18 protein-coding genes and 2 pseudogenes are annotated in these 26,340 nt (G+C 48.2%); 3 read left to right on the top strand and 17 right to left on the bottom strand.

The genetic code is table 11. The annotated features are described in order from the left end of the window. Nucleotides 1-15: 15 nt before the first annotated feature. A complete protein-coding gene (locus H70357_RS13055; protein ID WP_038589898.1) occupies nucleotides 16-1,830 on the bottom strand; it encodes a family 43 glycosylhydrolase in 1,815 nt (604 codons plus the stop codon). A gap of 184 nt (nucleotides 1,831-2,014) precedes the next feature. Here H70357_RS13055 and H70357_RS13050 point away from each other — a divergent pair, with 184 nt between their 5' ends. Next, nucleotides 2,015-2,806 (top strand): helix-turn-helix transcriptional regulator, encoded by a 792-nt coding sequence (locus H70357_RS13050; RefSeq protein WP_038589895.1) that lies wholly within the window; start codon nucleotides 2,015-2,017, stop codon nucleotides 2,804-2,806. 41 nt (nucleotides 2,807-2,847) lie between these two features. Here H70357_RS13050 and H70357_RS36905 read toward each other — a convergent pair whose 3' ends face one another. From H70357_RS36905 to H70357_RS13000, 11 genes are all read right to left on the bottom strand, one after another. Continuing rightward, on the bottom strand, nucleotides 2,848-2,970 hold the full coding sequence (locus H70357_RS36905) for a hypothetical protein (RefSeq protein ID WP_269322524.1): 123 nt from the start codon (nucleotides 2,968-2,970) through the stop codon (nucleotides 2,848-2,850). Between the two features lie 121 nt (nucleotides 2,971-3,091). Next, the gene (locus H70357_RS13045; RefSeq protein WP_038589892.1) at nucleotides 3,092-4,606 is read right to left on the bottom strand and encodes a glycoside hydrolase family 43 protein; all 1,515 of its coding nucleotides are present in this window, start codon (nucleotides 4,604-4,606) and stop codon (nucleotides 3,092-3,094) included. Nucleotides 4,607-4,625: 19 nt separating this feature from the next. Then, nucleotides 4,626-6,062, bottom strand: a complete 1,437-nt coding sequence (locus tag H70357_RS13040; protein ID WP_038589889.1) for a glycoside hydrolase family 43 protein — start codon at nucleotides 6,060-6,062, stop codon at nucleotides 4,626-4,628. A gap of 44 nt (nucleotides 6,063-6,106) precedes the next feature. Further along, entirely contained in the window at nucleotides 6,107-7,129 is a 1,023-nt protein-coding gene (locus H70357_RS13035) for an endo-1,4-beta-xylanase (RefSeq protein WP_038589886.1), read from the bottom strand. 94 nt (nucleotides 7,130-7,223) lie between these two features. Then, nucleotides 7,224-8,747: a response regulator gene (locus H70357_RS13030; protein WP_038589883.1), complete on the bottom strand. Its 1,524-nt coding sequence runs from the start codon at nucleotides 8,745-8,747 to the stop codon at nucleotides 7,224-7,226. Then, entirely contained in the window at nucleotides 8,740-10,548 is a 1,809-nt protein-coding gene (locus H70357_RS13025; protein ID WP_038589880.1) for a sensor histidine kinase, read from the bottom strand. The genes H70357_RS13030 and H70357_RS13025 overlap by 8 nt, the downstream gene beginning before the upstream one ends. A gap of 24 nt (nucleotides 10,549-10,572) precedes the next feature. Next, nucleotides 10,573-12,102 (bottom strand): response regulator transcription factor, encoded by a 1,530-nt coding sequence (locus H70357_RS13020; protein ID WP_038589879.1) that lies wholly within the window; start codon nucleotides 12,100-12,102, stop codon nucleotides 10,573-10,575. A 127-nt stretch (nucleotides 12,103-12,229) separates the two neighbouring features. After that, nucleotides 12,230-13,141 carry a carbohydrate ABC transporter permease gene (locus H70357_RS13015; protein ID WP_038589877.1) on the bottom strand — a complete coding sequence of 304 codons (912 nt, stop codon included), beginning with the start codon at nucleotides 13,139-13,141 and terminating at the stop codon, nucleotides 12,230-12,232. Nucleotides 13,142-13,155: 14 nt separating this feature from the next. After that, nucleotides 13,156-14,142: an ABC transporter permease gene (locus H70357_RS13010; protein WP_038589874.1), complete on the bottom strand. Its 987-nt coding sequence runs from the start codon at nucleotides 14,140-14,142 to the stop codon at nucleotides 13,156-13,158. A 94-nt stretch (nucleotides 14,143-14,236) separates the two neighbouring features. Continuing rightward, the gene (locus tag H70357_RS13005; RefSeq protein ID WP_038589871.1) at nucleotides 14,237-15,949 is read right to left on the bottom strand and encodes a type 2 periplasmic-binding domain-containing protein; all 1,713 of its coding nucleotides are present in this window, start codon (nucleotides 15,947-15,949) and stop codon (nucleotides 14,237-14,239) included. 436 nt (nucleotides 15,950-16,385) lie between these two features. After that, nucleotides 16,386-18,632 (bottom strand): glycoside hydrolase family 95 protein, encoded by a 2,247-nt coding sequence (locus H70357_RS13000; RefSeq protein WP_038589868.1) that lies wholly within the window; start codon nucleotides 18,630-18,632, stop codon nucleotides 16,386-16,388. Nucleotides 18,633-18,686: 54 nt separating this feature from the next. Here H70357_RS13000 and H70357_RS37125 point away from each other — a divergent pair, with 54 nt between their 5' ends. Continuing rightward, nucleotides 18,687-18,875, top strand: a complete 189-nt coding sequence (locus H70357_RS37125; RefSeq protein ID WP_038589865.1) for a helix-turn-helix domain-containing protein — start codon at nucleotides 18,687-18,689, stop codon at nucleotides 18,873-18,875. Nucleotides 18,876-18,973: 98 nt separating this feature from the next. Here H70357_RS37125 and H70357_RS12990 read toward each other — a convergent pair whose 3' ends face one another. Next, nucleotides 18,974-20,401: a family 43 glycosylhydrolase gene (locus tag H70357_RS12990; protein ID WP_038599423.1), complete on the bottom strand. Its 1,428-nt coding sequence runs from the start codon at nucleotides 20,399-20,401 to the stop codon at nucleotides 18,974-18,976. Between the two features lie 584 nt (nucleotides 20,402-20,985). On the opposite strand from H70357_RS12990, the pseudogene H70357_RS36630 reads away from it, so the two are divergent. Beyond that, a pseudogene (locus H70357_RS36630) lies at nucleotides 20,986-21,162 on the top strand (glycosyl hydrolase family 8); the annotation flags it as partial. 600 nt (nucleotides 21,163-21,762) lie between these two features. Here H70357_RS36630 and H70357_RS12980 read toward each other — a convergent pair. The 4 genes and pseudogenes from H70357_RS12980 to H70357_RS34320 form a co-directional block, all read right to left on the bottom strand. Continuing rightward, nucleotides 21,763-22,239, bottom strand: a pseudogene (locus tag H70357_RS12980) (transposase); the annotation flags it as partial. A gap of 259 nt (nucleotides 22,240-22,498) precedes the next feature. Then, nucleotides 22,499-23,017 carry an NAD(P)H-dependent oxidoreductase gene (locus tag H70357_RS12975; protein WP_038589859.1) on the bottom strand — a complete coding sequence of 173 codons (519 nt, stop codon included), beginning with the start codon at nucleotides 23,015-23,017 and terminating at the stop codon, nucleotides 22,499-22,501. 360 nt (nucleotides 23,018-23,377) lie between these two features. Continuing rightward, complete coding sequence (locus H70357_RS12970) at nucleotides 23,378-25,306, bottom strand: oxidoreductase (RefSeq protein ID WP_038589856.1); 1,929 nt, start codon at nucleotides 25,304-25,306, stop codon at nucleotides 23,378-23,380. Between the two features lie 92 nt (nucleotides 25,307-25,398). After that, complete coding sequence (locus tag H70357_RS34320; RefSeq protein ID WP_052092003.1) at nucleotides 25,399-26,208, bottom strand: helix-turn-helix domain-containing protein; 810 nt, start codon at nucleotides 26,206-26,208, stop codon at nucleotides 25,399-25,401. Nucleotides 26,209-26,340 lie beyond the last annotated feature (132 nt).

Below are 26,340 nucleotides of genomic sequence, written 5' to 3'. Positions count from 1 at the left end.
TGGAAATGTGGCGGTTTATCTCACGGTTACTTCTATAAATATCTTTTTCAGCTCCTGGTTCAGATCTTTATCCTCTGTCAGATCCAGGACCGGAACACCGTCAATGTCAAAATGCACGCGGCGCAAGCCCGAGCTTCTCGGTCCGTCAATTCCCGGTCTTGCATGGTAGGCGTTCCAAATGACTCCATCCTCGTCCGTCACATAGGAATTGTGGCCTGGGCCATATTCCCCCGGCACGTTTCTTGAAGTCAGCAGTGGATAGTTCCCCTTGGTCCAACTGCAGATATCCAGTAAATCTGCACCCTTGTCTGCAGTTAAAAGCCCCACAACATAAGTTGCATCCACCGCTGCGCTGGCAAAGGTCAAAAATAATTTGTCATCGGTATAGAGAGCGAAAGGCCCTTCATCCACAAAGGTGTGATTATTGGCCCAGCCATAATCAGGTTTTGTCAAAAGCACCGGATCACTGGTCAGCTTCCACGGCTCCTGCGGGTCGATTGTGGCGATATAGATCCAAGCTCCAAGATCGACAGGCATGAACTGGCGCTCTGACCATGCGGCGTAATACTCTCCGTTCCATTGAATTACGGTCATATCAAGGGAAATGGTCTTCCCTGCTTCGCACAAATTCGTCCCGTCCTTCTTCACTACACGCCGGGGCATCGACCAATCGGCTGCGCACATCGGATTTCCGCCTGCCCGCAGTTTCATTACATGTGACTCCTCATATAGAAATTCCCCCGGTGTTGCCGCATGAAAGAGATACAGCTCATCCTGAATGATATGAAATTCCGGCGCCCACAGCAGCCCGCCAATCTGCTCATACGTCTTCGAATCCAGAATCAATGCTTCCTCGGCATTTACCAGACCGGGGATGGTATCGGCTTCCCGCATATACAGCGTGTGATTTTGGTCCGCGTCGTTGGTGGCAATGAAATAATACTTCCCTTTCCATTTTGCAATGCAAGGGTCCGCACGGTCGAACGCAATTGGAAACGGGTAATGCTCCTGATGGACCTCACCGGAAATTCTGTAGGTTCCCGCCTTGTCCCATTCGATTTCGTCCGTATTCCAATTCACCCTTTTCAGCGCTTTAGTGCCGTCGCTGTACAGCGCCGTGGCCCGGATAGCCTTCACGTCCTCTTCCGATGCCGCTGTCACACGGTCCGGAACTTCAATTACAATGTTGGTCGGAACCGTAAGCTTACAGTAGAGCCTGCGGGCTACTTCCTTGGCTACAGGGATGTAGTTGCGCGGCAGAATCCCCTCAATATCGGCAAGCACTGTATCCAGGGTAAAAGGCAACACCGCTTCCGGTGCCGAGATATCCTTCAAGCTCATAATATTGGTTATAAAATTCTGATAACCATTCCCCAGCTCGTCGATCCAGCGGATCAGGTAGCCCTTCCGGTCGGTATCGTACTCGCAGGAAACTTCACTTACAAAGGTATCGGCCTTAAGCTCCAGCAGTCCAACCTCGCTGTATTGCAGCAAATCACCGGAAGAGAACAGTAACACTTTTCCCTTGCTCTGGGCATCGGTTTCGCCTTCTGCCTCCGTACGAACGGCGATCACCCCGAAATTCCCCTCGGAGGTGTGGAACAGATACGGATTCTTCAAGCTCTTGGCCCGTAGTGTACCATCCTCGTTCTCTGTCCCCTTGGCGAATAAAACGCCCGAATTATGGTTCAATTCTTGAAAAAAAAGCCCGTCATTGCTGTAAGCTAAATGCATGCTGTGTGCCAGTTTTGGAGCGTACACCATGTCCTCCTGCGGTAATCGAGTATAGCAAAGGATATAATTCCGATCTTCGTTTTGTTGTGGTATCATGAAACAAATGACCCTCCTTCATTATTGATGATTTCTAATTTCCATAAATTAGAAACTCAGTGACTTAATTTTGGATTTCGCCAAAATCTCCTTAATTTACAATATAAATTATAGAGAAGCACTGTAACTCTAACAATGACATTTACTGATCATTAATTGATCTATCCAAAGAAAGGAGAACCCAATGCCCACGATTCACTACGTAGAGTATGACGCTGCGCATTCCGACGATTTTGTGTACAGCATACCCGAAGGGCTGGATGCCTGGCTTCTGGTACTCACACAAACTGCGGCGTTGTTTGAAGTAAACGGAGAATTGAAGGAGTTTCCGGCCCACTCTGTTGTTCTATATCCGCCTAAGCACTACATCTATTACCGTGCTTGTTCCAAAAAGTACGTTAACGACTGGGTCCGTTTCGATGCGGACGAATCCTATATTACAGAAACCACTTTGCCTGTTGGTGTTCCATTCTCACTGCCAGACCCCGGCTATTGCCATCATTTGTTTCAACTGTTGACCCTGGAGAACACTTTTCAGAACGACTATCGCGAGATTTCCATCGACTACCTGTTCAGAATCTTCTTCAACAAGCTATTAGAAGCGTCCCAAGACAAGCTGAGTCCGCAATATTATAATCTTCTGGACTTACGCAAAACTCTGTACAACAACCCAGGCCACCCTTGGACCGTGTCAACGATGGCCGAGTATCTGCACATCAGCGCAGGCTATCTGCAGACCATCTATAAATCAACCTTCGGTATTTCCTGTATGGAGGACGTTATTCATTGCCGGATTCGGCTGGCCAAAGAAAAGCTTGGCTTTGGCCAGCACAAAATCGCCGAAATCGCGGCGCTCTGCGGCTATGTGAATGTGGAGCATTTCTGCAGGCAGTTCCGGCAGCTTACCGGCTATTCCCCCCGGGCCTACCGTGACAAGCTTTCCTCCAAAGAACCAAAAGCCCGGGCGGACCAATAACTTGAGAACGGCTCCCCAGTTTCAGCTTATATAGCTCTTTCTTATTTACTGAGTTCACCAAGGACAGGCAACGCCGCATCATCGCGCAAGAACAGAGGAATCTGCTCCAGGGGCGCATCCGGCATTCCCGGGAAGACCCAAACGTCTGCGGCATCCTCGCCCAACTCTCCGCCCGCCTTCGGTCACAACAATAAGAAAACCGGAAGAATGCGCCTCTGGATCTCATCACGTTATTTCCATATTGGACTGTCTGTGTTCTATCACTTGTATACTTCCGGGTCCAGCCTAACCCTGCCTGTGATAATGAAAATAATCGAAATCGGCATAACCGCCGGACTGTTTAGTTGCGTAATTGAACAGGCCAATCCGGTATCCCATAAAATGGTCCAGCGTATATTTCATATACAGCGTCCGGCCAATCGGCTTCCAAGCGGTTCCATCCTCCGAATAGAAGAAATCGGCCTGATCCAGACTATCCTCAAAATTGAAAACAATTCTGAGATAAACCTGGTCGCTGGTGAACTCCACACTCTCCACTGTCTCCTCGCCGCCGTCGCCGCCATTGACACACATGCCCACGTTGAACCGGCCTTGCTCCCCGGCTGCAATCCCAACAGTGCCGAACCCGTTTTGCAGGGCTACCATACCTGCCCGGTCGCCGGGCCGCAGGCCGGAGAGGTCCAGCACCGTCTCCGCGCTGCAGGCCGGACCTTCTGTACGTTGCGTCAGCGTATTGCGTGCCCATAGGATGCTGTCTGCTATTTGACCGGTGCGGAGCCGCAGAAAACCCGGCCGCTCAGTGACAGACCATAGCCCGTTGTCTGGATTATGGTTCCACTGCCAGTTCAGTGCCAGCCGGTTGTTTGCATAGTCGAACTCATCGCTGATGACAAGCGGCTTCGGCTCAGCGGCAGGAAGCTTCGTCGCAAAAACTTGAGACACTCTGCCGTTCTCCCCGACGACCGGCCAATCATTCTCCCAGCTCATGGGAAACACGCAGGGAATCCGTCCGACAGCATCATGATCCTGGAACAGCACCGTGTACCAATCGCCACCCAGAGTATCTACAATGCCGCCTTGCGCGACACCGTTATTATGGTAATCCAGATCATCATTCAGAATAATCTTCCGCTCATAAGGACCCAGAAGCTCGCGCGAACGGTAGCATAGCTGGCGTCTGCGCCGATTGCCGCTTCTTGGCCATTCAATAAAGAATAAATAGTAATAACCATTCAGCTTGTACGCATGACAACCCTCGATCCGCAGACCAATGTCTGTCCGTTCGCCTTCGAGCAGCAGTTGATCGATTCCACCTGGCTTCACAGCCGTAAGATCTTCCGTCAGCTCCTTAATACGGATACTACCATTACCGTAGATCACATAATTCTTGCTATCGTCATCCAGCAGCAAACTAGGGTCATGGTGAAGCCCCGGTATCACCGAACGCTCCCATATTCCGTGTTCAATATCCTCCGTGCGGTAGATATAGAACCGGTCCATGTCATTGGATGAAAAACAGACGTAGAATATCCCGTCCTTGTATCGAAGGGATGCCGCCCAAGAGCCTTTTCCGTAAATACCTTTTCCGTCCTGCAGCTGGTGGGCCTCGTTATCCTCAAAGGTATCATAGACATAATTCACAATTTCCCAATCGTTCAGGTTCACCGATTTCATAATCGGACAACCCGGCATGGAATGCATGCTGGTACTAACCATATAGAACACAGGCCCAAACCGAATGACATCAACATCCGGGACATCTGCCCACATAACAGGATTGGTAATGATGGCGGTATTCAATGTATTGGCCTCCTTGGGATTAACTCCGCTGCTCTATAAATCCCCAGTCTTCCAGCTTGAACAAGCCGGTCCCGCTCTGGCCCGCAAACACCAGATACAGGTGATGGACTCCTGCCGCTCCCTGGACCTCCGTCTTTAACTCCATCCGTTTCTCCGGCCCATTCGCGGCGGGAACGGACAGTTCGCCAATTAATAGACCTGCCGGTTCATCCAGATGCAGTTCGATGGTACCGCCGCCCTCAAGGCTTATGACGGAAGCACTGAATGCCCCTGCCCCTTTGCTGCCGAAATCGACCCCGGATAATCCGATCCAGTCACCATTGTCAATATCCGTTACAACCCGTTTTCCCACGACTGCCCCGAATTCCGTCTTTACGCCTGCGCTCCACCCTATTGTTGACGCTTGTACGCGTTGATACGGGCTTAAAAATTTGATTTGCTGCACACCTTTATAGTCTGCTTCAACACCCTGAATGGAACCATCCTCGTTATGAAAAAGACGGTTGAGATGCGTCGAACGGTAGCCGTTCGCAATTCCCTGTGCCTTGGACAATGTCTGTGCGTGATAGGCGATGTACCACTCGTCATGAAATTGGAAAATCGCATGATGGTTATTTCCGGATACTCCGAAGAAATGTCCCGGATTCTTCAGGAGCGTCTCGCGATAGATCCAGGGACCCATAGGATTGCTGCTCGTCATAAACGCGATTTCTCCCGCAGGAGGACTGCCTTCCGGACGTTCCCCGTCATAGAAATTTGAACAGTAGGTATAGTAGTAGACGCCTTCTCGCTTATGTATGCCGGCATCCTCGAACATGAAGGGGGCAGGAATAACCTCAGCAGTACCCAGTACGCTGGTCATGTCATCTCCCAGCTTCATGACCCGTGCTGTGCCAGGCTCCGCGAATTGTCCTTCCGGGACACCACCTCCGAAATAAATGTAGCCCTTGCCGTCATCATCGACCAGAACCGCCGGGTCAAATAGCCAGGTTACATCCTCGACTCCCGGAGTGGAGCGCAGAATCAGCGCCTCTCCGATGGGGTCGATCCATGGCCCCACCGGACTGTCACTCGACAGAACGCCGATGCCGCTGGCATTATTGGCGAAGTACAAGAAGAACTTGTCCTTGCCGTCAATCACTTTATGGACCACCGCAGGCGCCCATGACTGGGTAGCCCACTTGGCCGCCCCTTCCGGCCCGGCCACCGCGATCTCGCCGTGATCGGTCCAGTTGACCAGATCGGCGGAGGAAATTACCGTAATCGTACGGATGCTGCTGTAAGAGTTCTCTTTTACCGTGCCGTTCCCATCGTACTCCAGCACGTCGTTGGTCATGTACAGATAGACCCTGTCCCCGAATACCAGGGCATAGGGATCGGCCCCGTATCTGTGCGCAACCAGCGGATTGCCGCTTGGCGGTACCTTTCCGACGGCCTGATTCATTTGCTGTGTCATTTGATTCCTCCATTGTTGTTAAGCGTTTCAAATTTCAGTGAATGTTATGATTTCGAAGCCGCCAGATCGACAAGCCGTCCGAACGAAGCTTTGGGCTGCTGGTGTTCGTCAAACAAAAAAGGCCAGTTTTTACGTCCGCGAACCGGGAAACCGTCCAGCCAGGTATAGTCATCAGCCACACCCCAAAATGTAACAGAATCAATAGCCTTTCTATATTCCAGCAGCAGGGCAAAAATCTCCGCATAACGTTCCTCCTGCAGCTTCAACATCTCATCTGTTGGCGCTTTCAAATCAGTTCGCTTGTCTTCGAACCGGAACATAGAGAGGTCCAGCTCTGTAATGTGGATTCTAACGCCAAGAGAAGCATACAGCTCAAGCGCACTGCGGATTTCGTCGATTGAAGGGCCATAGATATTCCAATGCGCCTGCATGCCTATCCCGTGAATCGGTGTATTTTGATCGAGCAAGCTGCGGACCAGCTTGTAGATTTTGTCGCGTTTGACAGGAGCGGTCTCATTATAGTCGTTGTAGAACAGCAAGGCGTCCGGGTCTGCCTGATGGGCCATCTCAAAAGCCTGGCGGAGATAATCTTCTCCGATGATGTCCAGCCATTTGGTATCCCGCAGGTATTGATCGGACTTATCCTCGATGGCTTCATTGACCACATCCCAGGCATACGCCCGCCCCCGGTATCGTCCTACAACCGTATTGATATGGGTTTGCAGACGGCTGAGCAGTTGCTCTCTGGTGCACGGCTCACCCGCCGAATTGCGGAACATCCAATCTCCTGTCTGATTATGCCAGAGAAGCGTATGGCCCCGGACTCCAATTTGATTGGCCTCCGCGAACTCAAAGATACGGTCGGATGCATCAAATGTATAGATTCCTTCCTGTGGCTGGACTTCCTCCGGCTTCATTATATTTTCCGCTGTAATGCTGTTGAAATGCTTGGCAATGAAAGGAGCTTGGGCTGATAAAATATCAGTGCTGACCGCAGCGCCAATTTTGAAGCCGTCCCGGAACAATTCATGCAATGCGGGTAACCCGCTGCTTGCCTGTGTAATCATCTAAAACCTCCTAATTTGAATGTTATCAGACAGTTAAGTCTATGATATCGCTTTTGTATGCGTTCACCATTACCAAATTAAAGAAATATACCCATCATCCTTCAGAGTGAGCCTGGTTGCGGTAAGCGACTGGTTTCAGCGCGGTCCGCTTCTCAAACTCTCTTAAAAAATGATGGTAATGCACATAACCCACATTCTCTGCAATGTTCCGCACGGTCTCGCCCGTTTCAATCAGCCGCTTTTGGGCTTGTTCGATGCGCAAATTATGAATATATTCGAGGATGCTGATTCCATTCTTCTTGATAAAAGCCTGGCCAAGATATACCGGATTGATATAAAATCGCTCCGCAATCTCTTTCACGGTCAGTGGCTTTGAATAATTGTCCTTCAAAAAATACTCCACCCGTATAAGCGGATGCTCGGAGCCGCGTTCCTTATGCTGCTTGATATATCCCATACATGAATTCAACAAAACCCGAAGGGTGTCCTCCAGCGCTCCGAGCGACTTTGGCTCTGTTTTAAAAAAGTCAAAAGAGTCGCTCCACTGCTCAGCCGTCCCTCCGAACTCCTGCACCAGCTCTATACTTTTCAGCATGATATCAACGCTGGTCATCTGTACAACTTCAGGCGCAGTCCTATTCTGTTTGAACATCCTGAATATTTCCTTCAATTTATCCCAGGCTTTCTGCTCCTGCAATCTTTCCACTGCGCTCATCAGTTCCTCGGTCAGCTCTGCGGAAGGTAGATTATAGCTAAGCTCGCTCCGGGCGTTCGTGGCGGAATCAATAGGCCCGCCCGGCTCCGAATAGAAAAAATGGCGGGAAGCGGCCCTTGCAGCCACCATATAGGAGACAGGCAGCTCCCGAAGCGACCGCACACTTGGCCCAATGCTGACAGCCCCCTTCACACCGTTCCCAGACAATGACAGCTCGGCATGTACCCGCCTAGCCAGCTCCGCCGCTCGTGCTGAGCTATCCACAACAATTCCCGCCTGATTGCCGGACAAATCAATGAACAAGGCGCCCACCGAACCAGCCAGTTCCCGGCAGACTTCCGAGATACTGCTTTTGGGGCCATCTACATGTATATAAGTCCACCCCGATACCGCCTCGTCCAGACGATCCATTTGTTCGGCAATCTCCTCTTCAGGCTCCGTCCACTGCCCTTCAAGCATACGGGCGATCGCAACGGGAAGAAGCTGGTTCGCCAGCATGTTCTGCTGCGTCTTCTGCTTCATGCGCGTTTCCAGCTCGTCCGTAATTGCAGCAAGCGCCTTCTCCCATTCCGCTTCTAGAACAGGCTTCAGCAAATAGTGTCTCACACCATAACGGATTGCTGTCCGCGCGTATTCAAACTCGCCGTAACCGCTAAGGACGATGAAGATGGGCGGCTCCATATCCAACTGGCGTGCGCGCTTGATTAGCTCCAGTCCATCGATGCCGGGCATGCGGATATCTGTAATCACAAGGTCCGGAGAGCACTCAGTAACCGCGGTCAACGCTTCTTCCCCGTTCTCGCATACTCCGCAGATTTCAAAGCCCAGCTCCTCCCAATCGGTCAACGTTCTTAATCCCTCTAATGCAATCGTTTCATCATCAGCCAAAACCACTTTAAACATGAGATTCCTCCACTTTTGAAACCATTGCCAAATCTATGGGAATTTGAATGGTGATAGCCGTCCGTTCATACTCGATGCTTTCAATGGTAAACCCGGCTCTGTCGTCGTAATACATCATCAGGCGCTTATAAACATTTCGGAGCCCGATATTTTTACCGAATTCTTGCTCCGATTGCAGGTGGGACTCGATCCATTCCAGCTTCTCCTTCTCGATTCCCTTTCCGTTGTCAGTCACAACAATCATTAGACCTGCGTCGTTCATAGAAGCAGACACGTGAATCTTCCTTGCACCTTTGACCGACTGCAGGCCATGCTTGCAGGAATTCTCCACCAAAGCTTGTACGCTCATCTTGGGAATCCGGCAATTCAGCACGGCAGGGTCGATGTCCAGATCGTAAGTGAATCGGCTCTGAAAGCGGAATTTTTCAATTTGCAGATACATTTCAATAAAGGATATTTCTTCTTCGACGGTAATCAGATCGTCCTTCCAGCTTAGCAGCCTGCGCAGAATAAGAGCGAGATTCCGGATCACATCGGTGACCTCTTCATATTTGTATTTCTTGCAGATGACCAATATGGCATTCAATGTATTAAAGAGAAAATGCGGGTCCACCTGACTTTCCAAATACTTCAATTCAGCCCTTACCTGTTCAAGCTCAAGGTCCTTTTTCTGAATTTCCAGCTTATAGACATCATTGATCAAATTGCGAATTTTCTCCGTCATCAGATTGAAGCTGCGGATCAAGCCGCCGATTTCATCCTTCCCCTCATACATATCAATGTTCTCAAAATGTTCGTATTTGACGAGCTTCATATGTTTGTAGAGCAACCTTACCCGCAGATTATAAGATTGTATAATTACAATCATTAATAGTGTGGGAATAATTATCGTCAATACAGCAAAAATTAGTGAAACCCGAAGTGCCCGGCTCATCTCACCATTGCTTTTTCTGCTTTCCGGAGTTCCGATCAGCCTCCAGCCCTCTGTATATCCTGCACTGCCCAAAGTTCGGACTATCTGCTTGGACGGCTGGCTGTCGCCCGTGTCAACGTTTAACAAGGCGTTTTTATCCAGTGCGTAGAAGGATTGATCCGATTCCAACACAACACGGCTCTGCTCATCCAAGAGCTTGAACCGCAAATAGTCGCGCTCCTTCTGAAACAGCTCCTGGATATTGTTCAACCGCAGATCAATCCGCAGATATTTATGGTAGGGCTGTCCCGTAAAGTTATCCAATTTGCGGATAAGGCTGACAAACACCTCCTTTTGAGGCGGATTAAGCGGGTTGGTTCCCTGATACGCGGTTAACAGCACCTTGTCCGCACCACTGGAAATTTTGCGGTACCATTCACTCTCCTTGTCGCTGTCGGAGAACACAAAGTAGCTGCCGCCATTCTGGATGGTCGGATTCGTAGTATACACACCCATCCAATAAATATAGGAATGCAGAGTGCTGTATTGCCGCATCTTATCCCTTAGAACACTGTCATAGGCTTCATAATAAGCCTCGTTATCCGGAAAAGTATAATCCATTATTTCATTAAAGTTACTGTCCGCGGCGACCGTATTGCTTATCGCTACACATTCATTCACGATTTGCATGATATCATAGACTACGCGATCTACAGAGATCTCAAGATTGCCTCTTTCACGAGCATCCACATTACGGCTGATCTGAACATAAAAGAGGGCGTTAATGCTGAGAATGGGGACAAGTACGCACAGCAAATAGATAAACAGAAATTTATATTTGAGTGGAATATCGTTGACGAAGGCAGATGGTTTCCGTTTACCCTTCATGCCGCTTCCCTCCTCCACTTTGAATTAGCCCTTTTTGTATACTGAAGGCGAGACGCCATTCAGCGCTTTGAACTTGGCAGCGAAGAAATCCGCGTCGGAATAGCCCACACGCCCCGCGACATCCGAAATGCACATATCCGTCCGGCGCAGCAGCTTCTTGGCTTCTTCAATGCGGTATTCATGGAGAAATTCGTTAAAGGAACTGCCATGGTGTTTCTTGATTCGTTGTCCCAGATAGGCGGAATTCACATGCAAGTGCTTCGCAATGTCCTGCAGCTTCAGCTTCTCCTGATAATGTGCCCGGACATAATCCATCGCCGCCGATACGATCTGGTCCTCCTGACGGTTGTCCGCTGCGGCGAACCATTCTGCAACCTCATGAAGTTCTTCCTCTGTCTGCCGCTCAAGCAGCGGCAAGCAGCAAGCGGTGACCCGGGGCGGAAACCACTTATTCGCCCATATGGGCGCTTCCCCTCCTCTAGCGTCGATTTCACGGAGCAGTTCTGCTTTGATATTGGCCAGAAAAGCGTCGATCCATGCATTTGAAGCAACATCACTCGAGAAAATTTTGAATATATCGCTCAATTGAGCGCTTAACCGGTCAAATTCCCCTTCCGTAACCGATTGCAGCAGCGATTTCCTCAGCCCTGCCGAAAGCGACGCCATTTGATCCTTGTCCTGTTCCCGAAAGAAACCAATATCGATGTTATCCAAGTCCGGTCGGTGTAATTCAGCCGCCAGCGCTTCATGATAGGCTGTATTCAGGAACTTCGCCCCGCGATGCTCCAGGCTTGCTGAGAAATGTACATGACCGCTGTATTCAGTCCGCACCTCATGGACCCAGCTCGCAATCATCTTCGGGTCAAGCACCGGGCCTTCCTGCGGGGAAACCAGCAAATAGCCATGCTTATGGCTTCCGGCTGTAAAAGGATAAGCGGTTATATTGCTGAACGGCTCCTTGGCGTTCATGGAACCAACCTGGCTTCGCAGCTGCATGCTGCCCGGCGAAGCACCCCGGGCCAATACACAGCATATCCGGGAATCGGGACGGATATTAAACGCCTTCGCCCCTGCCGCCAATTCTTCTTCTGGAGTGTTCTCCCGCATCAAAAGACGGGATATGGTTTCCATCTGCATGAAAGCGGAAACCGCTTCGCGCCTTGAAGCAACCTTGCGTTCAGCTTGTATTTGCTGGGCTACAGCCTGCAGTGCCTCTGTGAGTTCTTTTTCATCCAAGGGTTTCGTCAAATAGTTGGACACACCATACTTAAGAGCTTTTTTGGCATATTCAAAGTCAGCATACCCGCTAAAGATGATGAACTTAGGCTGGAAATCGCTTTCAGAAAATTTTTCAATAAGCTCCAGTCCGTCGATTACAGGCATGCGTACATCAGTTATGACCAAATCAGGCCGCGTGTTATGAATAAGCTGCAGCGCATCTTCGCCATCGAGAGCCTCGCCGCACACTTCAAAGTCCAGGTCCTCCCAGTCCAACAAAAATCGCAGCCCCTCCAACATCAGCGGCTCATCATCGGCAAACACTACCTTAAGCATTGTATCACCAACTTTATTTCTGAATTATGATTCCGATAAGCTGACCGTTATTGAAAAGAGAAACCGCTTCGGTCGCTGCCGAAACGGTTATTATTCACCTATGATCTATTTCAATAGATACGTCCAGTTATTCTTTGACACTTCCCAGGTTCAATCCTACCACGAAGTACTTCTGCAAGAAAGGGTAAACGAACAAAATCGGCACGGCGGTAACAATGGTGATGGCTGCACGCATAGAAGCCGGTGTAACCAATGACTGCACCTGATTGTTCTGATTGCCAGCTATTAGCGAAGGATCATTATTCGTACTCATGATGGAACCGAGCAGCTTCATCATTTCATATTGCAGTGTGCTCAGCTTGATATCCGATGATGCGTACAGGAACGTGTCAAACCAGTTATTCCACGCGCCAACGGCAATGAGCAAAGCTATGGTTGCCAGCACAGGAGTACACAGCGGGAAAATGATTTTCCAGAAAATCCGGAAATCCCCCGCCCCGTCGATCTTCGCCGACTCCGTGAGACTGAATGGAAGGCCGCGGATATACGTCCGCATGATAATCAGGTTGAACGCGCTGACCAAGCTGGGAAGGATATATACCCAAAAGCTATGAAGCAGGCCCAGCTCTTTAATCAGGAAGTAGTTCGGAATCAGCCCGGCATTGAAATACATGGTCAGGATGAACAGCATGCTGATTTTTTTACGAAAAATATATTGCGGCTGCGCCAGGGTATATGCCAGCATGGTGGTCAGAAAAACGCCGAATATTGTAGAGAGCACCGTGCGGGACACAGAGATAAAAGCGGCATGATAAATCGTCCCTGAAATAAAGACGGCTTTATAGTTCTCCAAGGTCCATTCACGGGGCCAGATATTGATTCCACCGGCAAGAGTGTCACTGCCGTCATTTAAAGAAACAGCCAGCGTGTGGAGGAATGGATAGAGCGTGATGGCAACCACAAAGAGCATAAATATCGTGTTAATCGTATGAAATACAACCGGCTCAATGCGGCTTGAACTTTTCGTCACTGCTTTCATATGGGCTTCCTCCTCTATACTAATCGCTCTTCGCCGAGGCGTCTTGCGATATAATTTGCGCTGAATACAAGAACGACACTGACGATGGTTTTGAAGATCCCTGCCGCCGTAGCCAGAGAGTAATTCCCCATAGAAATACCATACTTCAGTACAAAGATATCAATGGTCTGCGACCAGTCCACAGTGAGCCCGTTGCCAAGCAAATATTGGAGTTCAAAGCCGGCATCCAGAATATGTCCGATGTTCATAATCAGCAAAATAACGAATGTAGCCTTAATCCCCGGAAGTGTGACATAGCGCATCTTCTGAAAACGTTTGGCGCCGTCTATGGACGCTGCCTCATACAGAGAAGGATCGATCGAGGTAATGGCCGCCAGATAAATGATAGTACCCCAGCCCACCTCTTTCCACACGTTCGAAGCCCCGACAATGCCCCAGAAATATTTCCCTTCACTGAGCCACATAATCGGTTCTTTAATTAAATGAAGCTTCATTAAGATTATATTGACAATTCCATCATCAATCGACAGCGAAGTGGCAACGATGCCCGCCGCGATAACCCAGGACAAGAAGTGCGGCAAATACGAAATTGACTGAACGATACGTTTGAAAAACTTGACTTTGATCTCATTCAGCAGCAAAGCCAGGCCGATTGCTGTAACAGTACCAAGCACAAGGTTAATAAAGCTCATGGCAATCGTGTTGCGCAGCACCATCATAAAGGTCTCATCTTCAAATAAAAACTTAAACTGCTGCAAGCCTACCCATTCCTGCTTGCCGAAGGGTAGCGCCGGGCGGTAGTTCTGAAAGGCCATCAGCCAGCCCCAAATGGGAGCATAGTTAAAGATAATTAAATAAATAGCAAGCGGCACGGACATGAAAATAAGCTGCTTTTGCGTTTTTAGCGTTTTCCAGCTAAGGCTCACACCGATTTCCGGATCGACTCTGCGTTTTCTGGTCTTCTGTGTTTTGACCTGTTTGTCCAGTACGGTATCAGACATGTAGTGTTCCCCTCCTGTAAGATCATTCTCTCCATACTATCCGGATTAATGAAGAGCGGGAAATAGGATTTCCCGCTCTGTTTGCAGCTTTGAATTACTTCACGCTCCAGTTTTTGATGCGCAACTGGATTCCTTCATTTATCCGGTCTTCATATGCCTTGATATCCAGCTTTTGAATCTGCTTGACATAATCTTGCCAGACCTCTTCAAATTCAGCCGGACTGGCCATAATAGCCTTGGGCAAGTACTTGATCTGAAGGTCATTCAGCTTGGACTGCGCAAGCTGGGCTGCCGAACCGTCCTGAAGAACGATGGAGTAGGCAGGGAAGTAGATATTATTTTCTTTGGGTTCCTTGAAGAATTCAGACCATGATTTCTTGTTATACGCCTTCAGGATTTTCTGATCGTAAGGCTTCAGACTGTCGAAGAATTCCTGCGGCTGAGTTCCTGGATCTCCTGCATTTCCGTCGCTGTAGGTACCTTGAATTTTAGGCATATACCCATGCATGGTTGTGATTTTGTTAGCTACCTGCCAGCTTGTTTTATCTGCGTTCGCCCGTTGCTCCGGCGTCCGGTAGAATGTGCCGTCTTCCTTCACTTCATAATCTTCGCCTTTGATGCCCCATTGGATCGTTTTCTGCCAATCTTCCGTAATCATTTGATCCCAGAATTTGATAATCCGGACAGGGTCCTTGGCATTGATTGAAATTCCGAATCCGCGGTTGGTGCCGACCGCTCCGCGGTCACGGTACCATTCCTCAGCGCCTGGATAGAGCAGTGGAAAGCCGATATACGTATTTTCAATTTTGCCTTGGGAGATTAAGGACTTTTCGCCATCCTCAAAGTTCCAGTGCTGGTCGAACATACCGATGACCTTGCCGCTTGCGACTTTGGCTAAGTACTGGTCATAGTTCTGTACGAAGGCTTCCTTGTCCATCAAACCTTGATCGTTAATTTCATTAAGCTTCTTGTAATAGGTCTTGGAAATATCCTTATCGGCAAAAATCTGCGCTTTGTTGTTGTCTACAACAACGGCCCCGTCATTCGGATGGCCCGACAAGTGCTCAGGAGCATTCTGAAGCGGGAATACACGCCAGTCGAAGTTGAGCGATTCAAATCCGATCATATCCGGGTGTTTTTCTTTATATTTGGCAATGATATCGAAATACTCATCCAGGGTCTTCGGTGTCGGATATCCCATTTCCTCAAGTACGGCCTTCTGAAGCCAGAAGCCTGGTCCCTGGTAAGTCGGTTCAGTGATTTTACCTTGATATACACCATAGCTCGGCAAAACATAGATGTGGCCGTCGGTCTCATCCTTGATCTGATTCCAGACTGCAGCATAATGTTTTTTCAGGTTGGGAGCGTGCTTCTCAATCAAATCCTCAAGCGGAATGTAAGCCTTGGCATTGATTAATTTGTCATCGCCCGACATAATGTCCGGGTAGTCTCCGCCGGCAATCATTACTCCCAGCTTCTGCTTCAGGTCGCCCACGAGAAATTCCATATTGAAGCTGACCCCGGTTTTTTCTTTGATCAGTTTGAGAATCTTGTTGTCGGCTGTAGGCTGCTGCCCGGGACCGCTCATAAATACCGAGAACGTTGCCGGTGAATTATCGTCCCCATTTGCCGCTGGACTAGCGGTTCCTCCATTGGATGTATTGCTGTTCGTGCTGTTCGTGCTGTTCGTGCTGTTCGTGCTGTTCGTGCTGTTCGTGTTGTTCGAACTACAGCCGGTCACTGCCAGTGCTAGCGCGAATACACCGGCTGCTACTGCCTGGGCGGAACGTTTTGCCGTTTTGTGCATTTTGTTATGCCTCCCCTTTTTGGCTAGTTGCTTATATTGGTTCATTACCTGGTGACAACTATAATTATACCTCCCAAGAATGCGCTTCCAATTCATAAAATATAGTTCTTCCCCCCAAAAAATACGATAGAATGTAAGCGCTTGTTATTCATGTACTCCTTTGACTTGCTAAAGTACAAGGCTTGTCCATACCGGATTACCGAAATTGGATGGAGTGAAGGCTTCCAGAAAAGTTATTTCTGCGGGTGAAGCAAAAGCGATGCAGAACGATTTCAAGAAACGTCGATTGCATAGCGGAATTGGATTTGCCTCAAACGAAGTCCCTGCCAAGCGAAAAAAGGCTGGCGTTAATACGCCAACCCCAGCCAGCACTGTTATATTATACAGACAAAAACACCCTGGCAGGTGAATATGGTCTTGGAGGTGATATATTTTCTTACCGGGTGAACGTATAGGAGCATCCGGCTTCTCCTGTGAACGAAACGGGGTCAAGACCGGGAGCTTCCAGGCAGCAAGGACCGGTAACTGTGCAGATCACAACAGCTTCCGTAACAAGACCCTCCGCCCAGGTGAAATCGAGGGTATATCCGCCCCTTGCCCGCAGGCCTTTGACGCTCCCCTCGCTCCAGCTTGTCGGCAGCGCGGGCAGCAGCTTGATTCCATCGGCATGGCTTTGCAGCAGCATCTCGGCAATCCCCGCCGCTCCTCCAAAATTGCCGTCAATCTGGAACGGAGGGTGGTTGTCAAACAGGTTGGGCAGCGTAGAATGCTCCAAAAGAGCACGGACGTTTGCATAGGCTTTGCCCTCATCCTTCAATCTGGCCCAAAAGTTAATAATCCAGGCCCGACTCCAGCCGGTGTGACCGCCGCCGTTCGCAAGCCTGCGTTCCAGCGTCGTCCGGGCGGCTTCAGCCAGTTCTGGCGTATGCTCCATGCTAAAGGAGTCGCCGGGATAAAGTGCAAAAAGATGGGAGATGTGGCGATGCCCCGGCTCCACCTCTTCATAATCCTCCATCCACTCCTGGATCTGGCCATATTTCCCGATTTGTGGTTTGGGAAGCCGCTCCAGAGCGGAGGCGAGTTCTTCGCGGAACGCCTCGTCCCTGCCGATAATCTCTGCACTGCGGATGCAGGCTCCAAACAGCGCTTCTATTATCTGAAAATCCATCGAAGCCCCGGCGCAGAGCACTCCCGACTCGCCGCTTGGCAGCTTATAGGTGTTCTCAGGGGAGACGGACGGGCAGGTAATCAGCCGGCCTTCGGCGTCTTCCATCAAATAATCAAGCAGGAACTGGGCCGCCTCCTTCATCGTCTCATACGCCTGTGCCAGAAAATAATGGTCCTGGCTGAACCGGTAATGCTCCCAGAGATGCAGGCACAGCCAGGCTGCGCCCAGCGGCCAGAAAGAAGCCGGCAGGTAGGTATCCTGAGGAGCTGTGTCTGCCCAGATATCCGTATTGTGATGTGCCGTGAACCCCCGGCAACCGTACATAACCCTGGCTGTGACCCTCCCTGGCTCCCGCATCCGCTCGATCAAATCAAACAGTGGCTCATGGCATTCAGCCAGGTTGCAGATTTCCGCAGGCCAATAATTCATTTGCGCATTGATATTGATCGTGAATTTGCTGTCCCAAGCTGGGGTGAAGCTGTCATTCCAGATACCCTGCAGATTCGCGGGCAAGGAGCCTTGACGGCTGGAGGAGATAAGCAAATAGCGGCCATACTGGAAATAGGTCGCTATCAGACCGTTATCCTCCTCTCCCTTCCGGAGCAGTTTCAGCCGTTCGTCGGTCGGTAAAGCACGTTTATGTGGGATCTCCGGCAGTGCCAGCTCAACTCGTCCGTACAGTCCGCGGTATTCTGCGATATGCCGGGCCAGCAGATCTTCATATGGAACCTGGCTCAGCTCTTCCAGCCGTCTTTTGGCGTAAAGCTCCGGATCAGGATGGCGAAACGTGGTTCCTGCGGCCAGCAGTAGCGTAACCGAGCATGCACCATCCACAAGCAAATACTCGCCAATGGTCCGGCAGATACCTTCTTCCGTGACAGCCTTCAAGACAGCGGCAAAGGAGCTGCCCCCTTTGCCGCCGCAATCTCCGCTCATCGCCAGTCCGCTGTTCTGCCATTTCTCTGTTTTCTCCAGGTATCTCCAACTGTGGCGGTTAAACCTCGCCTTCAGGGAAACTCCTTCCTTATTGTCGGTCGAAATTCGAATGACAATGGCCTGATCCGGGTAGCTAGCAAACATCTCGCGGGTATACCAAACCTCACCGATCCGGTAACTAATCCGGGATACGCCGCACTCCAAATCAAGCTCTCTTCTGTAGTCATCGGCAGGCTGTTCGTGACCTCCGAATGACAGCAGTAGCTCACCCAGCGGCAAATAATGCCGCTGCGCTTCGGGCAGTCCCGCCATCGACATTGCAGCCAGTGTCTCAGCCTCCATGAGCCTTCCCTCCAGAATCAGCTTGCGAATCTCGGGTAAATGAGGCAGCGCATCTTCATTGTTGCGATCACGCGGACCGCCGTACCATACGGAATCCTCATTAAGTTGCAGCTTCTCCTCGGCTGCACCGCCAAAAATCATAGCACCGAGCCGCCCGTTTCCAATCGGCAAAGCCTCATTCCATTCTCCCGCCGGTTGGCGGTACCACAACTGCTGCTTGTGTACCATGCTTGTCATGCTTGTACCCTCCTTTAATCTGCCTAATAGTGTTGAACATAGCGATACTATATCGTGATACGCGTGCAGATCGATTCCGCAAATGCCGATCCGGCGAATCTGCTTCGCACCGGATCATACAATATATTGGAAGCCGCATTCGAGTCCGGTTACCAGCATGTCAGTTATTTTTCCAAGTGGTTCAAATTTTATATGAATATGACGCCTTCAGACTACAAGGCCAGTTATTCTTCCGGTCTTTAGCCATCGGACCAGCCAACCGGCAAGAGAAAAAAAGGCAGCACCAGAGTATACCCCAAGCGCTGCATTCTTTTTAAAGAGTATTCAAAATCCACTTGGGATTATTCCAAAGTAAATGAGGCCAGACTGGCACCGCCATTGCCGGTATACGTAAAATACAGTGCTTGTACACCGTCCGGAATAGCTAGATCAGTAGAGTATTCCTTCCAGACATTTGCAAACCCTACCGGTATCCGTCCGAGAACCGGTCCGTCCCACGACGTTTTTATTTCAAACACGCCCTGGCAATATCCGCGCACCTTGATTTTGATTTTGGTGACTCCCTCGCACGCGAAATATTTAAAACCTGCGGTAGCCGAATCCGTCATATTGGCAATATAGCCGATTTCCTCGTCGCCATCCCTGCCGTCCTGGGTAATTTTCGGAAACCGGCTGTCCATCCATGCTCCGGTACGGCCGAAGCCTCCGGTGTATATTTCCTGATCTTTGCAGAACAAATGGCAGGTAAGGTATGCCGGATATTCCCCCCGGCCCTCGAGCGGCCCTCCGTTCGGACCGCAGGATGTTACCTCCACCTGGGGAATAGTGCCATCCCCGCGGAATTCAATCCTTTCGATGCAGCCCTGCCGGCAGAATGCCGTCCCATTGGTGTGCCGGTGATAAAAAATGTACCATTCTCCGTTGATTTCAACGATGCTGCCATGGTTATTACCGCCATAATACATCGGCTGATCCCCCGGCTTGTACGTATCGATATGAAGATCGCAATTGCTGACAATGACTCCCTGGTAGGTGAAGTCTCTTGTCGGATGCTTGCTGGTCGCATAGCACAGCTCATGCATGGAGATCGAGGAATAGATAAGGTAGTAGGTATCTCCCCTTTTGCGGATGGAAGGAGCTTCGAAGAACTCGTAACCTTCGAATCCGCTCCCCTTGCTGTATGGCTGGCTCGGCGCAACAAATACAGGTTCTTCGACAATTGTGAGCATATCCGGGCCAAGCACCGTTGCCATTGCGCCATGTCTGGATTGGTCTCCATACGCGCAGAATCCGGTGTACAGGTAGGTGTTCTCTCCTTCGGTCAGTACGCCGGGGTCAAACTGCGGCTCGTCGCCTTCCCGCTCTCCAAGGCGTGTTCCATCGGCATATCTGACATAGCCGTAGAACTTATACTTGCCTCCCGGCTTGTCGCAGACAGCTACCGAAACGACGGGAACCTTGTCCAGTACATAGTAGAGATAGTACCGCCCGTCCGGTCCCACGGTGACATCGGGAGCATACAGGCACATGCTGCCTTCAGGGTTAAACGGATCATCCGTAGTCCGGTAGATTACGTCCTCATACCGCCAATCGGCCAGATTGTCCTCCGGTGCCGACCAGCAGACATAGTCATTCAAGCAAAAAGCGTGTCCGTTAAAACGGTCATGAGAGCCATACACATACACTCTGCCTTCAAAAACATACGGCTCTCCGTCGGGTACATATTCCCAAGACGGGAGATACGGATTGAATCCTTGTTTTTTTGCCATCGTAATTTCCCCCTTGTCATTTATAAATTTTGTCTGCTTATGCGTGCATTCTTCACCGGTGCCATCAAGGTCACAAACAGCCTCTTTGACATAAAGCTCCTTGTGCAGTTGAACCAGACCAGGATTATGAAAGGTAACCAGATCCGGGGAGGTCCACAGAAGAATATGCCCTCTGCTTTCTACGTCATCATCTCCCAATGCATCAACTCTGACCGCGACAATGCCGAAAGAGCCGTCAGCGGTGAGAAACATGATTTTTCACCCTATTCCTACCCATCACCCTTACATTTTTTTTGCTTCACGGTTTGTCCATTACAGTATAGTGAAGCACCTTGATCGAAGTCCATGACATATAGCCACTTAACATTGATCTATTCTTAGATGTTCCGGAAATGATTTGCGGTGTGGAGAACCAGGCCTGAATCATCTATAAATTTCAAGGAAAACTCTTTAATTTCTATACCACCGCTTATGTTAGACTTTGAGAAAACCATATCCAAGTGGAGGATTGTTATGAACATCTTCAAAAAAGGCTCCTTCTATACGGGAGAATACAGAAACCTCTTCCAGGAGAACGGAATGTCGGAAGAGGCGATCCGACGTGGGATCCGGCGACCAAGCTGATTAAGTTCGTTCCTGAAACTCCTTTCAGCGATCCCTCTTACCATCTGCCACATTTCTATGAATTATTTGCCCTGCAGGCGGACGAACAGGACAGAGCGTTCTGGAAAAACGCGGCTGCCAGAAGCAGAGCCTATCTGTAAAAGGCTTGCCATCCGGAAACCGGCCTTTCCCCCGAATATAAAGGTATGGCTGTTGTTCAACAAAAAATATCGCTCATAATTCTATGTATCCTATTACATTGAAATGAACCCTCTATCGTTACAGCTCTTACACTCTCAGCCCAACTACTCATTGGCTTTAATTTTTTTTATTGTTACTTCGTTTTCTTCTATTATTACTTGATATTCAACAATTTCCCCTTTACCAAATACTTCGTTAAATTCTTTACTCACCGAGTAATTTTCCTTCGAATTTAATGTAATCTTAAATGTCTGTTTCCCATCTTCCACCCGGAACTTCGCAACTTCTGTTAATTTATTGTGTTGATTGAAAATTGAAAAAGCATGTTGGTTACACCAGCCGAGGTACACCAATCGTTTATGATATCAAAATCTTCAATGGACAACCCTCCAACTTGGACGTTGCCAAGATTGAGCTGAAAGCGAAAATTCCATGCAAAAAGCAGCGACTCTCCTTTAGAGAATCGCTGCTCAGATTGTCGAGAAACCCAGGTCATTTTTATGACTGTGGGTTTCTTTTTACGTTCAGGCAGAAGTGAAATGGGGAAAAGGAGGGGGTTACCCCCGCTTTTCCAGGCGATCCAGGTGGATCGCCATCTTCTTCATGTTCTGCACGGTAGCCGTCATCAGCGCTTGTTCCCTGACGTTCGGAAGTCCGTGCAAACGGCAATAGCGAAACCCATGGAGCTCTTTAGCATCCGCGAAGCTTCGCTCTATCGTCTCTTTTCGTTTGCGGTATAACTTCTTGCCGGACGTGCTTAGCCGGTTTTTACGGACCCAATCTTTGCTGTCCTCCCAGACGTGCCTCGTCACCACTTTTCGGTGATTTCGGGACTGTGTGCATTGCTCCAGCAATGGGCAACTTTTGCAATGTTCCGGATCGGATGCATACTGCCGGTAACCCTTGCACTCTGTGGTTCGGTATTTCAGTTCGTGACTCGCTGGACAAACATATAGATTACGTTCGGCACCAAAGGTAAACTTCCACTTCGGAAACAAGCCTTGCTTGGGATGAAATCTCCGGTGAGCAATCAAGTAACCGAGAAAACAGAACACAACGATTGGAACAACGGTCCGTTGGCGGAGTATCCTTACCAAGGTTGACGTTGAGCCTACTCAAAAACAACAAGGGCTGACCCAGGTAGCCATTTCATAGCTTTTGGGTCAGCCTTGTTTTGCAAAAGAATCAAGGGATCCGGGTTTATGGATACCGATGCTTATTTTGCCTGTTTGATATTAATTTACGATTTTTTCCGAAAAACTTAACAATGTTTCTGCTGTAAATAGGCAAAGCTTACGCCAGTACCGCTTTGGCATACTCGCGGGCCGAGATTTCCAATTCTTCCTCCGAGATTCCCATCATGCCATACTGAATAAATGGAGGCAACACTAATGTGCCGATCAGGTTGCCAGTTGCTTCGAGCGGCCGCAGGAGCTCCTCCACAGTGTATTTATTGCTCCCCTCAGCATGGTAGTTCTCCTTGGGAGCGCCCGTAGACACGGCAAACATAAGCTCCTTGCCGTGCAGCTTGTTGCCTTCACTGCCTATGGCCCAGCCGTAAGTCAGGACATGATCCTGCCATTTTTTCAGGAGAGGAGGGGAGCTGTACCAATAAAATGGGAATTGCAATACAATGCGGTCATGCTCAAGCATCAACTGGTGCTCACGTTCCACATCAATTTCTTCAGTGGGGTAAGCAGCGTGCAGGTTGTGAACGGTCACATCTGCAAGACCCTGCAATTCTTCAGTCCAGCGTTTGTTGACAACTGATTGCTCGAAATTCGGATGCGTTATAATAACTAATGTTTTCATGGATAATGACCTTCTTTCGAGTGGATGTCACGAAACTAACTTTATTAAAATCAGTTGCTGAAATAAGTATAGTCACACTCAAAAGATATGTCAATTCATTTTAAAAATAATTAATCTGTATAAGTCGAGCTAATTATCATAAAGATCAAACTTGACGTAATTTGTGCATTAATAGAATTTAAATTTAAATTTGTTCATTTAAATTTTTATAACACAGGAATTGAAGATTCTTAAGATAGGCAGCATTAGTAATTAAATGGATATCATCAACATAAAAACAGTTTCACCCTATATAAGATGAACTTGGAAATTTCAGAGTACAGGATCTCTCGCAACTGCGGTGAATGTTTGGACCTTTGCTTATTTTATACTAATCCCCGCATCAAAACCCTCTCGAATCGCATGAAGAGCATTGCTTGTTTTTAGTGCCCCACCAACCACTACGACGTTATCGGAGACCGTTTTTAATTCATTCACCAACGTATTATTCGGCTTATAGCCAAGTGCTAGGACAACAGTATCTGCCTGAAGTATAAATCTCCCCTGACTATTTTCAACTTCAACTCCGTCATCCAATATTTCAACGACTTTAGTCTCTGTATATTGCTTAACTTCGTACTCATTTAATATTTTCGTCAGATTGAAGCGGTTCACACTGTCTAACTCCTTCATCAGTGTTGGGAACATTTCTACAACTGCGACTTCCTTCTCCTGAAGCGCCAAATGCGCAGCTGTTTCCGTTCCCACTTCACCGCCGCCTGCAATCACAATTTTGTCTCCGGTAGGAACATTTCCAAGCAGCACATCTTCGGCAGCAGATACATGCGGTTTGTCAATGCCTTTAATTGGAGGAAGCATTGGAGTTCCACCCGTAGCTACAATAATAGTATCCGGCTGAATCTCTTGTAACAATTCTTTACTGACTTCAGTGTTCAAATGGATATCCACACCCAGCTTATCCAACTCATCAATGATCCAGGCTGTATAGGTCGTAAATTCTCCCTTGCTTGGCGGGTAGGCTGCCGATACAAATTGACCGCCCAAATATCCTTTTTGTTCATATAGGCTAACCTCATGGCCTTTGACCGCCGCTATTCTGGCTGCTTCCAAACCGCCGGGACCACCTCCAACTACCACAACAGTTTTCGGTGCGGAAACCGGAGTATAGTTTAACTCCCATTCCCTTCCTAACGACGGGTTAACCAGGCAAGCCAGGGGGGTGTCTGTATACAGCGCTCCAACACAGCCCTGTAAACACCCAATGCAGTAACGAATAGAGCTAAACTCTCCATTCTTTGCTTTGTTAGGCAAGGCAGGATCTGCCAATGAACCTCTTCCCATGCCAATAAAATCAGCTTTGCCCATCTCCAGGATACCTTCAGCCATGTACGGATCATTAATGCGGTTTACGGTAAACACAGGAATATCAACAATATCCTTGATCTCGGCGGCAAAATCTATCGTCCAGGCATGCGGAATATACATTGGGGCGACAGTTCCCTTATTGTGACTTCCATAAACGCCATTAGATACATGAAGAGCATCTACTCCCCATGCTTCAAACTGCTTTGCCAGTATTCTTGATTCCGAGATATCTCTGCCTCCCGGAACACCTTCATCTGCAGAAAAACGGATGGTTACAGGATAATCGCTTCCCACTTTTTGCCGAACGTTCTCAACTATTTCTTTTACGAATCTTAATCGGTTATCCAGACAACCGCCATATTTATCCGTTCTCTTATTGACGTAAGTGGACATGAATTCTGCAATCAAATACCCGTGTCCTGCATGGATTTCCACTCCGTCAAACCCTGCTTTTTTTGCTCTCAACGCACAGTCTCCAAATTCCCCAACAATCTGCACAATTTCAGAAATAGTCAACTCGTGCGGAATCTCCCGATTCCAAGGACATGGAATGGCAGAAGGAGCAACAGGCTGAACGCCGCCGTTTACTGTACTATTGCTTTGTCTGCCCGCGTGATAAATTTGACAAAACACTTTACTGTCATATTGATGAATAGTGTCTGTAAGCTTCTTATGACCTTCGATCTGTTCGTCATTCCAAAGTCCTGCAATACATTTGTATCCCATTGCATGAGGATTAACAGCGTAATCCTCTGTAATAATCAGCCCCCATCCCCCTTTGGCTTTCTCTTCATGATAAGCAATGTACCTGTCTGTTGCAGTTCCATCTTGATTGCAGTAATTGGAGACCATTGCGGTGACTGCCAACCGGTTGGGAATTTCGCATTGATTGATTTTTTTAGGTGAGAACAAATGATTAAGCATGGTGAGCCCTCCAGAGTTTATATTACTTACAGATTGAATATAAACCCTATAGGTACTACAGGCTCAAGAACTTTGTTCAAAAATTCACTTACTTATTCAATCGGTAACCAAACTTTAATATATCGATGGTATCCGTCCGATTCATGAACACGGGCCAGAATATGTCCAATCACATTTCCAGCCAGCTGATACCCCTCTTTCCGAATAAATTCTAATGCGTTATCCAACAGTTTGAGTGAGAAGCTCCCCTTTTCACCTACACTGATAACAGTTGTAACACACAACGCATTCTCTATATATTTCACCTTATCACTAAGTGGAATATTAAACGCTTCAACATATTCTTTTTTAATAGAGAACCCCCATGCGTGGTCATTGGTAACATCTCTATTTATAATATCGTTCATTTGCATTTCAACTAAGATTTCAACAAATGGCAGATAATTTAACCATGCTTCCAAAACACCATGGAAATCATCTTTTTCTTCATAGCTGTAATTATATCGATGAAGCAAATAATAAGAATTTTGTTGTTCTGTAAAATGGAATGCTCCTAAATCATTTTTTATATTAAGTAAATCTCTTCCCAATTCTTCATTTTTCTTCATCAGTAAAGTATAGTGCTTCAATTTATGATTATAATCGATTTGCTTTTCTTCGATTCGCTTTGAGTATTGCTCCAAATTATCACAATGCATTATATTGTGAATTTCGGAAAGTGAATAGTCCAGACTTCTGTGACGTTTGCATTCTGTTAGGAAATTAATATCCCAGGGCTCGTATAAGCGATAGTTATTTTTATCGTCTTTAATAGGATGAACTATATTAAGTTTTTCATAATAACGCAGTGTCTCAACGGGGATATTTAAGATTTTAGAAACTTGACCGATTTTATAATCCATGGCGGTGACATCTCCTTTTTTAATAATTATAAATAATTAATGAAAGAGTAGACGTGATATTTTAGCCTTTAGTCACAAATTAATTTTCCACGGGTTCAATAATAACAGTATCATTTGTACAAAGATTGTTCC

Source organism: Paenibacillus sp. FSL H7-0357, assembly GCF_000758525.1.
GTDB lineage: Bacteria > Bacillota > Bacilli > Paenibacillales > Paenibacillaceae > Paenibacillus_AQ.
The sequence above is the reverse complement of the archived record's forward strand: the minus strand, read 5'-3'. Positions and strand labels throughout refer to the sequence as shown.